The sequence below is a fragment of the Streptomyces xanthophaeus genome, assembly GCF_000725805.1.
In the GTDB taxonomy this organism is placed as follows: Bacteria; Actinomycetota; Actinomycetes; order Streptomycetales; family Streptomycetaceae; genus Streptomyces; species Streptomyces xanthophaeus.
Window position 1 is genome coordinate 201,959 of record NZ_JOFT01000013.1, and the last position, 11,667, is coordinate 213,625.

Sequence of the window (11,667 nt, forward strand, 5' to 3'; positions counted from 1 at the left end):
CGCCGACGGGCCGACGCGCCGGGCCACGGTGGCCCGGGCCGGCCCGGTCGGCGGGATCAGCCCTGGCGGAGCGCCCTCAGCCACTCCTTGTTCATCGCGGCGATCGACGGCAGCGGGATCCCCTTCGGGCAGGCCGTGGCGCACTCGCCGGTCAGGGTGCAGCCGCCGAAGCCCTCCTCGTCCATCCGGGCCACCATGTCCAGCACCCGGGTCTCGCGCTCCGGCGCTCCCTGCGGGAGCACGTTGAGGTGGTTGATCTTCGCCGAGGTGAACAGCATCGCCGAGCCGTTGGGACAGGCCGCCACGCACGCCCCGCAGCCGATGCACTCGGCGTGCTCGAAGGCGAAGTCGGCGTCGGCCTTGGGCACGGCCGTGGCGTGCGCTTCCGGGGCGGAGCCGGTGGGGGCGCTGACGTAACCGCCCGCCTGGATGATCCGGTCGAAGGCGCCCCGGTCGACGACGAGGTCCTTGACCACGGGGAAGGCGGCGGCCCGCCAGGGCTCGACGTCGATGGTGTCCCCGTCGGAGAAGGACCGCATGTGGAGCTGGCAGGTGGTGGTGCGTTCGGGGCCGTGGGCATCGCCGTTGATCACGAGACTGCACGCGCCGCAGATGCCCTCGCGGCAGTCGTGGTCGAAGGCGACCGGGTCCTCACCGCGCAGGATGAGGTCCTCGTTGAGGGTGTCGAGCATCTCCAGGAAGGACATGTCGCGGGAGATGCCGTCGACCTCGTAGGAAGCCATGGCGCCGGGGGTGTCGGGGTTCTGCTGGCGCCAGACGCGCAGGGTGAGCTTCATGCGTAGCTCCGCTGAGTGGGGTGGACGTACTCGAAGACGAGGTCTTCCTTGTGCAGGACGGGGGCGGCGCCGGAGCCCGCGAACTCCCAGGCGGCGGCGTAGGAGAAGCTCTCGTCGCGCCGTTCGGCCTCGCCGTCGGAGGTCTGGGACTCCTCGCGGAAGTGGCCGCCGCAGGACTCGGCGCGGTGGAGCGCGTCGAGGCACATCAGCTCGGCGAGTTCCAGGTAGTCGACGATGCGGTTGGCCTTCTCCAGCGACTGGTTGAACTCCTCGCCGCTGCCGGGGACCTTCACGCGCCGCCAGAACTCCTCCCGGATCTCCGGGATCCGGTCGAGCGCCTTGCGCAGGCCCTCCTCGGTACGGGCCATTCCGCAGTACTCCCACATGAGTTCACCGATCTCGCGGTGGAAGGAGTCGGGGGTGCGGTCGCCGTCGACGGAGAGCAGGCGTGCGAGCCGCTCTCGGGTCTCGGCCACGACGGCCACGGACTCGGGGTGGGTGTCGTCGACCGGTTCGGCGGCGGCCCCGGAGGGGCGGCGGGCCAGGTAGTCGTTGATGGTGGAGGGGAGGACGAAGTAGCCGTCGGCGAGGCCCTGCATCAGCGCGGAGGCGCCGAGGCGGTTGGCGCCGTGGTCGGAGAAGTTGGCCTCGCCGATCGCGAAGAGACCGGGGACGGTGGTCTGGAGGTCGTAGTCGACCCAGAGGCCGCCCATCGTGTAGTGCACGGCCGGGTAGATCCGCATGGGGACCTCGTACGGGTTCTCCGCGGTGATCCGCTCGTACATCTCGAAGAGGTTGCCGTACTTCTCGGCGACCTGGTCGCGGCCCATGCGACGGATGGCGTCGGCGAAGTCGAGGTAGACGCCCTGGCCGCCGGGGCCGACGCCGCGGCCCTCGTCGCAGACGTTCTTGGCGGCGCGGGAGGCGATGTCCCGGGGGACGAGGTTGCCGAAGGAGGGGTAGATCCGCTCCAGGTAGTAGTCGCGCTCGGTCTCGGGGATGTCGGCGGCGGGGCGGGTGTCGCCCTTGGCCTTCGGGACCCAGATGCGGCCGTCGTTGCGCAGGGACTCGCTCATCAGGGTGAGCTTGGACTGGTGGTCGCCGGTGCGCGGGATGCAGGTGGGGTGGATCTGGGTGAAGCAGGGGTTGGCGAAGTGGGCACCGCGCCGGTGCGCCCGCCAGACGGCGGTCGCGTTGGAGTTCATGGCGTTGGTGGAGAGGTAGAAGACGTTGCCGTAGCCGCCGCTCGCCAGGACCACCGCGTCGGCGTAGTACGTGGACACCTCCCCGGTGATCAGGTCGCGGGCCACGATGCCGCGGGCCACCCCGCCGACGACGATCAGGTCGAGCATCTCGGTGCGGGCGTGCATCTCGACGTTGCCCGCGGCGATCTGGCGGGAGAGCGCCTGGTACGCGCCGAGGAGCAGCTGCTGACCCGTCTGCCCACGGGCGTAGAAAGTGCGGGAGACCTGGACGCCGCCGAAGGAGCGGGTGTCGAGGAGGCCGCCGTACTCGCGGGCGAAGGGCACGCCCTGGGCCACGCACTGGTCGATGATCTCCACCGAGATCTGGGCGAGGCGGTGGACGTTGGACTCGCGGGCGCGGAAGTCGCCGCCCTTGACGGTGTCGTAGAAGAGGCGGTGTACGGAGTCGCCGTCGTTGCGGTAGTTCTTGGCGGCGTTGATGCCGCCCTGGGCGGCGATGGAGTGGGCGCGGCGCGGGGAGTCGGAGAAGCAGAACTGGACGACGTGGTAGCCCTGCTCGGCGAGGGTGGCGCCCGCGGATCCGCCCGCGAGGCCGGTGCCGACCACGATGACGGTGTGCTTGCGGCGGTTGGCGGGGTTGACGAGCTTGGCCTCGAAGCGGCGCCGGTCCCAGCGGTCCGCGATCGGGCCGTCGGGAGCCTTGGTGTCCACGAGGGGCTCGCCGGTGGTGTAGTCCGCGTACCGGCTGGGGTGCGTAGGTGCGCTCATGGTCAGTTCACCACTCCGGTCATGACGGCCACGGGGACGGAGACGAAGCCCGCGAAGAGGACGAGGGCCAGGGCATGGGCAAGGAACTTCAGGGTCCGCTCGCGCCGGGCATGGCCGGCGCCGAGGGTCTGGGCGGCGCTCCAGAAGCCGTGCCGCACGTGCAGGGCGACGGCGACCATGGCCACGATGTAGATCGTGTTCCCGTACCAGGTGGAGAAGGTGGCCAGCACGTTCTCGTACGGGTGGCCGGCCCAGGCACGCTCGTTGACGGTGAGCGTGGTCAGGTCGAGCAGGTGCCAGACGATGAACAGGGCGAGGATGATGCCGCCCCAGCGCATGGTGCGGGTGGCGTAGCTCGCGCGGCGGCGCTTGTGCGCGTACTTCACCGGGCGGGCCGCGATGCCGCGGCGGCTCAGCTGGTACGCGGACACCCCGTGGGCGACGACCGCGGCGAGCAGCACCACCCGGAAGATCCACAGCGCCCACTCGTAGTGGAGGAAGGGCGAGCCGAGGGTGCGCAGCCAGTGGGCGTAGCCGTTGAACTCCTCCGCGCCGAAGAACACCTTGAGGTTGCCCAGCATGTGCAGGACGAGGTAGCCGAGCATGATCAGGCCGGACACGGCCATCACGGACTTCTTGCCGACGGACGAGTCCCAGAGCGTTCGTGTGGTGGACGGCCGTCGACCCGTCCGCGTTGCCAGAGCTGCCATGTCATCGAAGGTAAGGACGAAGGTCCTGAAAGGTCCAAGACATGATGGGGCTGAAGTCCATAGGAAGGATCTATCGACGGGTACGCTGGACCGATGCAGTTCCAGCAGCTCCTCTACTTCGTGGCCGTCGCCGAGACCCGGCACTTCACCCGGGCCGCGGAACGGGTGCACGTGGCCCAGCCCTCGCTCTCCCAGCAGATCAAGGCACTGGAGCGGGAGCTCGGCGCCGAGCTCTTCAGCCGGGCCCGGGGGAACATCACCCTCACCGACGCCGGGGAGACCCTGCTCCCCCTGGCCCGGCGGATCCTGGCGGACGCGGACACCGCGCGGCTGGAGGTGCAGGAGCTGGCACAGCTGCGCCGCGGGCGGGTCCGGCTCGGCGCCACGCCGAGCGTGTGCACGGGCCTGCTGCCGGCCGTGCTGCGCGCCTTCCACACCGCACATCCGGGGATCGAGCTGCTGATCGAGGAGAGCGGCTCCCTCGACCTCGTACGCGAACTGGCCCGCGGAGCCCTGGACCTGGCCCTGATCGCCCTGCCGTTGCCGCCGTCGGCTCCCGCGCTGACCACCGTGGAGCTGCTCACGGAGGACCTGGTCGTGGTCTCCTCCACCGAACGGCCGCCGCCGGGCCGCGGCGGGGAACTCACCATCGCCGGGCTGCGCGACGAACCGATGGTGATGTTCCGCCACGGCTACGACCTGCGGGAGCTGACCGTGGCGGCCTGCCGCGCGGAGGGCTTCGAGCCGGTGTTCACCGTGGAGGGCGGGGAGATGGACGCGGTCCTGGGCTTCGTACGGGCCGGCCTCGGCGTCGCGGTGGTCCCGGCGATGGTGGTGGACCATTCGGGCCCGGGCCTGCGCGCCACCGCCCTGGCCGGCTCCCCACTGCGCCGCACGATCGCCCTGGCCCACCGCACCGACGTAGCTCCCCCACGCGCGGCGCGCGAACTGAAACGCATCCTGGTGAGCTGAGCCCCACCCTCCGGCCGGGCGGGGGCCGGCCCGGAGCGGGGCAACAGCCTGCGGTGCGGCGGGGCGCGTGCGGCGCGTCCCCGCGCGCGGACGCCCCAAGCGGGTGGTACCGAGCGGAGCGACACCCCCGCCATCGCCGCCCCGAGTGCCGGGTGGTCCCGAGTACCCGGCCGTCCCGAGTACCCGGCCGTCCCGAGTACCCGGCCGTTCCGGGTACCCGGCCGTTCCGGGTACCCGGCCGTTCCGGGTACCCGGCCGTTCCGGGTACCCGGCCGTCCCGAGTACCCGGCCGTTCCGAGTGCCGGGTGGTCCAGAGCGGGGCGATGCCCGCGCCGGGCGGTCCCGGTGCGGCACGGCCCTCGCGCAAGCCGACATCTTGGGCGGTGGTCCCCGTGCGGGCTCGTCCACTGCGCCAAGGCCCCGAGCCGAGCCGTCCCACGCCCGCCGACATCGTGCGGCGCGGTCCCAGTGTGAGGCGATCCCGCGCGGCGCGAACCAGCGCAAGTCCGACACCGTGCGGCGCGCGCCGTGCCGGGTAGCCATATGCAAGCTGACATAGCGCGGGGCGACTGTCGTGCCGCACGCGCCGAACCGGCGGCCCGCACCCGAGCGACCCCCGCACGCCGGACACCCTGCGGCGCGGCCCCATCCGGGAGGCCCCGTGCCGGGCGGCCCCGTGCGGCACGGTCCTGAGCCGGCGACCCCCAGCCGAGCGACCCCCCGCAAGCCGACACCCTGCGACGCGGCCCTGCGCCACGCGGCCCTGCGCCGGGTGCCCGCCGCACGCCACCGGGTGAGCCCCCTGCCGGAGTGGCCGCGGACCGGGCGGCCCCGCACGGCGGCGACCCGCGCGGGTGCGGCCTCTGTCGCCTTCAGGCGTGGGATATGGACAGCCCCCGGTCGAGACCGCCTGTGAGCATCCCGAAGGCCAGGTCGGCGTCGGCCACGGCTTCCGGGTACACCTCGTCCGCACTCCGGCCCGCATCGAGCCGACGCCAGTTCCCCCGGCCGAGCTCCTGGCGCACCGTCACCAGATGCAGGGCGGCCAGCCGGGCCGCGAAGGGCGGTACGGACTCCGCCTCGAGCACGGCGGCCAGCAGCTCCACCTCGCGGGCGGTGTAGCGAGCCATCCGGGACCCCAGGCTCGCGGTGGAGTAGAGCAGCCCCTGGAAAGCCAGGACGTCGGGGTGGTCACAGAGCCCGGTGATCGGGTCGCGCTCGGCGAGGGCCTCCAGGAAGTGTGCGTGCAGCGCCTGCACCGGCCCCTGCCCCGCGGGCCTCTCCCGCACGATGCGGGCGGCTTCGTCCTGATGGTCGGCGAAGCGGTCCAGCACCAGGTCCTCCTTGCTCGGGAAGTACCGGAACAGGGTGGGTTTGGAGACCTCCGCCGCGGCGGCCACATCGGCCACCGACACGGCATCGAAGCCCCGCTCCAGGAAGAGCTCCAGCGCCGTGGCCGCCAGCTGGCGGCGTGTACGGAGCTTCTTGTTCTCGCGCAGTCCGGTCGTCTTCTCCATACGGACACCATAGCACGAATTCGTGACCGGGTTATTTTTTTAACCGGGTTGCTTTTTCCGGCGACAGCCGCTTTCCTTGGAACAACGACGAAGACGAGAGGACCTCCGATGAGCCGCCGACCGACCGATGTACCGACCGACGCACCGACCGACGTTCTGATCGCGGGCTCCGGCCCCACCGGGCTCACCCTGGCCTGCGACCTCGCACTCCGCGGCGCCTCCGTGCGGATCGTGGACCAACGGCCGGCTCCGCACCGCGAATCCCGCGGCAAAGGCCTCACCCCTGGCAGCATCGAGGCCTTCGAAGTCCTGGGGGTCGCGGAGCGCATGACGGCCGTCGGCAGGAAGGGCGTGACCCTCCGCAAGTACTTCGACGGCGTCCAGGTCCGGGACACCACCGTCCCTGACGGCCTGATCATCGGCCAGTGGCAGGTGGAACGGGTGCTGCGCGAACGGCTGTCGGAGCTCGTGGTGCACGTCGAGTACGGCGCCCGTCTCACCGGCATCAGCCAGGACGCATCGGGAGTGAGCGTGCAGCTCGAGGACGGCCGGTCCGTCCGTAGCCGCTATCTCGCCGGGTGCGACGGCGGCCACAGCACGACCCGCCGGCTCCTCGGGATCCCCTTCGAGGGGACCACGGCAGAGGAGGAGGTCATGGCGCTGGGGGACGTGACGGCGCCGGGGCTGAGCCGGGAGTTCTGGCACCAGTGGTTCAGCTCGGACGGCGGCGGGCTGCTGCTGTGTCCGATACCGGGGACCGAGAGCTTCCAGTTCCAGGCCTCGCGGGAGCTCGATGAGCAGGGCGAGCCGCTGCCGCCCTCGCTGGAAAGCTTCCAGAGGCTCTTCGACCGGTACGCCGGGATGCCCGGGATCCGGCTGGGGGAAGCCACCTGGCTGTCGGCCTGGAGGATCAACGTCCGCATGGCCACCCGGCTGCGGGAGGGCCGGGCCTTCCTCGCCGGGGACGCCGCCCATGTCCACCCGATAGCCGGCGGCCTCGGCATGAACACGGGTATCCAGGACGCGTTCGCACTCGGCCGGACCCTGGCCGCCGCGCTCGACGGGACGGCCGGGGAGCGGGTGCTCGACGCCTACGGGGAGGAGCGCCTGCCCGCGGCGGAGGCACTGCTGAGGGACACGGCGCGGCGGATGGAGCGGGTCATGGAAGCCGTCCGCGAACCGGGCGTCGGGACGGAGGCGGGCCTGAACTGACCAACTCCAGCCGCAGCCGCGGCCCGGCCCGGCCCCCGCCTCCGACCCGGCTCAGTCCCGGCGGCCCGGCGGCCCGGCCCCAGCAAGCCCCTGCCCCAGCGCCAGCCCCGCAGCCCGGCAGCCCGGCAGCCCGGTATCGGCCCCGTCGCCCAGTGGCCCCGTGGCCCGGCTATGATCCCGGACCCCCGTAGTCCCACCTGCGGTCACGACCACAAGCCTCGGCATGGTTCCAGGCCGCGGCCACGCCTGCGGTCACGCCTGCGTAGCCCCTGCATGGTCCGGTCCCCGGCTCCCGCAACCGACGCTGTGGTCATGGCCGCCCCCGCAGCCGGGTCCTGACCTTCGGCCGCGCACCCCGGTCGTGGGCCGACCGTCGTCCCGGCTGCGGAAGCCGACGGGCCGTCCCGGGCTGGGTCCGGACGGGGTGGGCTGCACGGACCAGGCGGCACGGACGGGTCCGGCGACGGGCCCGGGCAGGCGGCCCCGGCGGGCGGCGGCGTCCGGAGACGGCCCGGGCACGCGGCAACTGCGTCCGGAGACGGGGCCCCGGCGGACGGCAGCGGCTGCGTCCGGGGAAGGGGCCGGCGACGGTCCCGGCCGGTGGCGGCCCTGTCCGGGGACGGGGCCGACGGCAGCCGCGGCTGCGACCGGGGACAGGGCTGGCGGTGGGCTGGGTCAGGAGGCGGTGGGCACCGCGTCCGAGAGGGAGAGGGTGTGGATGCGGTCGGGGGCGCCGGGGCGGGCGTAGTACCAGCCCTGGGCCGTGTCGCAGCCGAGGGCGCGCAGTTGGGCCGCCTGGGCACCGGTCTCCACGCCCTCGACCGTGACGGCGAGTTCGAGGCTGTGCGCCAGGGCGACGATGCCCTCCACGATCTTGACGTCGACCGGGTCGGCCGGCTGCTGCTGCATCCCCTGGGTGAAGGAGCGGTCCAGTTTCAGGACGCTGACCGGCAGGCGGCGCAGGTTGGCCAGGTTCGAGTAGCCCGTGCCGAAGTCGTCGAGCGCGATGTCCACACCGAGGGCGGCGAGGCGGCGCAGCGGTTCGAGGAGTTCGTCGTCGGCTCCTATCAGGGCCGACTCGGTGACCTCCAGGCACAGCGCACCGGGGGCGAGGCCGGACTTCTCCAGCACCGCGATCGTGTCGGCGACGAGACCGGGGTGGTGGAGCTGGGTCGGCGAGAGGTTGACGTTGATCCGCAGGGAGGCCCCGCCGAGCTGGCGCTGCCAGTTGCGGGCCTGGCGGACGGACTCCTCCAGGACCCAGCGGCCGAGCGGCACGATCAGCCCGGTCCGCTCGGCGAGCGGGATGAAGCGGTCCGGGCCGAGTACCCCGTACTGCGGGTGCGACCAGCGCACCAGGGCCTCGGCTCCGTGGATGCTGCCGTCGTGCATGTGCACGAGCGGCTGGTACTCGATGAAGAACTCGCCGCGCTCCAGCGCCGCGGGTAGCGCGTTGGTCAGGCCGTGCCTGGTGATGGCGCGGGCGTCGGCCTCGGCGTCGGCGAACTCGAAGCGGTTGCCTCCGGCCGCCTTCGCCCGGTACATCGTGATGTCCGCGCTGCGCAGCACCTCCGCCGGGGTGCGCTCCCTGGCCCGGCCCTCGACGATGCCGATGCTGCCGCGGACCGTCAGTTCGCGGCCCTCCAGGCGGATCGGTGTGGAGAGGGCCGAGAGGATGCGGACCGCGAGGTCGGTCACCTTCTCCTCGGTGTCGGGCCCGGTGGTCAGCGCCACGAACTCGTCGCCGCCCAGCCGGGCGACCACCTCGCCGGGGCCGGTCGCGCAGCTCTGGAGGCGGTCTGCGACCTCCACCAGGAGCCGGTCCCCCGCCGAGTGGCCGAGGCTGTCGTTGACGGCCTTGAATCCGTCGAGGTCCAGATAGCACAGGCCGAACCGGCTGTCGCCGGCCGCGCTCAGCGCCTTCTCCAGCCGCTCGAAGAACAGCGTCCGGTTGGGCAGCCCGGTCAGCGCGTCGTGCGTGGCCTCGTAGCGCAGGCGCAGGTTCAGCAGCCGGCGTTCGGTGGTGTCCTCCATCAGGGCCAGCTGGTACTGCGGCAGCCCGTCGGCGTCGCGCAGCAGCGACACCGTCAGGTTGGTCCACAGCACGGTGCCGTCGTGCCGGTAGTACGGCTTCTCCACGCGGTAGCTCTCGCGCTCGCCGCGCACCAGTTCGCCGTACATCCGCCACACGTGCGGGGTGTCGTCGGGGTGCCCCCACTCGCTGACGTTGCGGCTGCGGACGTGCCCCTCCAGGCCGCCGAACATCTGCAGCAGCGCGTCGTTGGCCTCCAGCACGTTGCCGTCCAGGTCGGCGATGCCGATGCCGACGGCCGCACCCTCGAAGACCGCCCTGAAGCGTTCCTCGCTCGCGTGCAGGGCTTGCTGTGCGTCGGAGCGGGCGGTCAGCGCCGAGCGGGCGATGGCCTCCTGCTCCCGCAGGGTCCGCTCGCGCAGGGCCCGCGCGAAGCCCGCCGCGATGCCGTGCTGGAGCCGGGCGCAGCGCGAACGGGACTCCTCGGCGCCCTCCGTCCCCGGGGAGTCGGGGGTCGGGGAGCCGCAGTAGAGCACCAGGTACGACTCGATCACGCCGAGAGTGCCGGCCAGGGCCTCGGGGTCGGTGCAGTGCACGGCGACGAGTTCCGCCCCGACCTTCTGGGCGATGCCCGCGTCGAAGCGCCGCGCGTGCAGGGCATCGGTGAGCGTGCGGGCCAGCGGCACGAGGTGCTGTTCGAACTCGACGCGGGTCAGCGAGGTCGCCGTGACCGGAAAGATCGCCCGGCTCCAGATGGTCGCGAAGCGGGCGATCCGGTCCTCGAGGCCACCGTGGGGGGCGGCGCCGCGGCCTGGACCGGGGGCCGGTTCCGGAGCCTGGGCTGGGGCCTGGGCCGGCGCCTGGGCCGCGCCGGGCTTCGCCGCGATCTGCGGCGAACCCGCCGTCTGTGCCGGGAGTCTCACGCCTTGCGTCCCACTCCGCCGAAGCCCGAGAAGGCGTACGGGTCCTCCTGCGTCTCCCCGTCGTCCGCTGCCTCGGGGCCGTCGGGCCGCCAGTCGGGCATGGACACCAGACCGGGTTCCAGGAGCTCGAAGCCGTCGAAGAAGCGGGAGACCTCCTCGGCGCTGCGCATGACGAGGGGGTTGCGGATGTCCCGGTAGACGCCCACGGTGCCGCTCGCCTCCTCCTGCGTGAGCGGGATGCCCTCGTACGAGGCGTGGGTCAGGATCAGCAGGCTGCCGGGGGCCAGTGCGTCGCGCAGCTCGGCCACGGCGGCGTAGGGCTCGTCCGCGTCCTCCAGGAAGTGCAGCACGGCGACGAGCAGCAGGGCCACGGGCCGGTCGAGGTCGAGCAGCTGCTGCACCTCGGGGGAGTTCAGGATCTCCTGGGGCTTGCGGAGGTCGGCCGCGACGACGCCGGTGCGGTCGTCACCGCCGAGGACGGCCTGGCTGTGCGCGACGGCCACCGGGTCGTGGTCGACGTAGACCACGCGCGCCTCGGGGCTGGCGGCACGGGCGATCTCGTGGACGTTGCCGAAGGTGGGGATGCCGGAGCCGATGTCCAGGAACTGGGTGACGCCCTCGCCCACGGCGTAGCGGACCGCCCGGCGCATGAATGCCCGGTTGGCCTGCATGATCTTGGGCAGGCCCGGGATGAATTCCATGGCCCGGCGGGCGGCCTGGCGGTCGACCTCGAAATTGTGCGAGCCGCCCAGGTAGTAATCGTAGATGCGGGACACGCTCGGCACCGATATGTCGATGCCTGGCGGGGCCCAGGCGGGGCGCTCCATCGGGTCTCCAAGCCTTGTTCCTGCGGTGGTCCGTCCTGGATCGGACTCCTGTCCGAGCCGAATGTACTGATCATTGGCCAACGGGGCGAGCAAAAGCGGAAATTGGCGATCCGTTCTTCGTCACACACCAAAGCCGTCTGGGCCCCTCCCCGGGCCCATTGATCGATACCGACAAATCCCTTATGGGGATTGACCGGCGAGCAGTCAGAGACGGTCTGAGATCGGTCCAAGATTGGCTCAAACCTCTACGGTGAGCACTCCACCCGTTCAGGCGAACCGGGCCCGAGCCCCCCGCGCGCGGGCGCGCGTGGCCCCATGCTCCCGGGGTGAACAGAGCCTGTGCCAGGCGCCTGCTGGCCGTCCCCGTACTGCTGTGGGCGGCGTTGTCCGCCACACCGGCCGTGGCTGATAGCAGCGCATATGCGACGACCGGATCCGATGCGAGCGCGCACTCCGCCACGCTGGTCGCGATCGCCGGCGGCGGTGGCCGCGGAGGCGGCCCGCGTGGCGGACATCACGGCGACGGCCACGGGAAAAGCCCCGGTCACGGCCATGGAGGGGGACATCACGGCGGTCACCACGGCGGTCATCACGGTGGCCACCACCACGGCGGGCACCACTGCCCGCCGAACGGCGGGGGTAACGGCCCCAGCAACATCTCGGTCAACCCGTACGCCGTGCACCAGGGCTCCACGATGCAGGTG

General features: G+C 72.3%; 8 protein-coding genes. 2 read left to right on the forward strand and 6 right to left on the reverse strand.

Annotated features, from left to right (window positions below):
* Nucleotides 1-56 precede the first annotated feature (56 nt).
* Genes IO30_RS0108715 through IO30_RS0108725 form a run of 3 tightly spaced genes read right to left on the reverse strand, consistent with a single transcriptional unit; the run spans nt 57 to nt 3,480 of the window.
* On the reverse strand, nt 57-797 hold the full coding sequence (locus IO30_RS0108715) for a succinate dehydrogenase/fumarate reductase iron-sulfur subunit (RefSeq protein WP_031140952.1): 741 nt from the start codon (nt 795-797) through the stop codon (nt 57-59).
* Complete coding sequence (locus tag IO30_RS0108720; protein WP_031140954.1) at nt 794-2,770, reverse strand: fumarate reductase/succinate dehydrogenase flavoprotein subunit; 1,977 nt, start codon at nt 2,768-2,770, stop codon at nt 794-796. Before IO30_RS0108720 ends, IO30_RS0108715 begins: the two co-directional genes overlap by 4 nt.
* A 2-nt stretch (nt 2,771-2,772) precedes the next feature.
* A complete protein-coding gene (locus IO30_RS0108725) occupies nt 2,773-3,480 on the reverse strand; it encodes a succinate dehydrogenase cytochrome b subunit (RefSeq protein ID WP_031140956.1) in 708 nt (235 codons plus the stop codon).
* A gap of 93 nt (nt 3,481-3,573) precedes the next feature.
* On the opposite strand from IO30_RS0108725, the gene IO30_RS0108730 reads away from it, so the two are divergent.
* On the forward strand, nt 3,574-4,452 hold the full coding sequence (locus IO30_RS0108730) for a LysR family transcriptional regulator (RefSeq protein ID WP_031140957.1): 879 nt from the start codon (nt 3,574-3,576) through the stop codon (nt 4,450-4,452).
* A gap of 872 nt (nt 4,453-5,324) precedes the next feature.
* Here IO30_RS0108730 and IO30_RS0108735 read toward each other — a convergent pair.
* Nucleotides 5,325-5,969, reverse strand: a complete 645-nt coding sequence (locus tag IO30_RS0108735; protein ID WP_031140959.1) for a TetR/AcrR family transcriptional regulator — start codon at nt 5,967-5,969, stop codon at nt 5,325-5,327.
* A gap of 108 nt (nt 5,970-6,077) precedes the next feature.
* Here IO30_RS0108735 and IO30_RS0108740 point away from each other — a divergent pair, with 108 nt between their 5' ends.
* Nucleotides 6,078-7,181, forward strand: a complete 1,104-nt coding sequence (locus tag IO30_RS0108740) for an FAD-dependent monooxygenase (RefSeq protein WP_051902047.1) — start codon at nt 6,078-6,080, stop codon at nt 7,179-7,181.
* 675 nt (nt 7,182-7,856) lie between these two features.
* Here IO30_RS0108740 and IO30_RS0108745 read toward each other — a convergent pair.
* Nucleotides 7,857-10,100 (reverse strand): putative bifunctional diguanylate cyclase/phosphodiesterase, encoded by a 2,244-nt coding sequence (locus IO30_RS0108745; RefSeq protein WP_031140963.1) that lies wholly within the window; start codon nt 10,098-10,100, stop codon nt 7,857-7,859.
* 32 nt (nt 10,101-10,132) lie between these two features.
* Nucleotides 10,133-10,963 carry an SAM-dependent methyltransferase gene (locus IO30_RS0108750; RefSeq protein ID WP_031140965.1) on the reverse strand — a complete coding sequence of 277 codons (831 nt, stop codon included), beginning with the start codon at nt 10,961-10,963 and terminating at the stop codon, nt 10,133-10,135.
* Nucleotides 10,964-11,667: the final 704 nt, after the last annotated feature.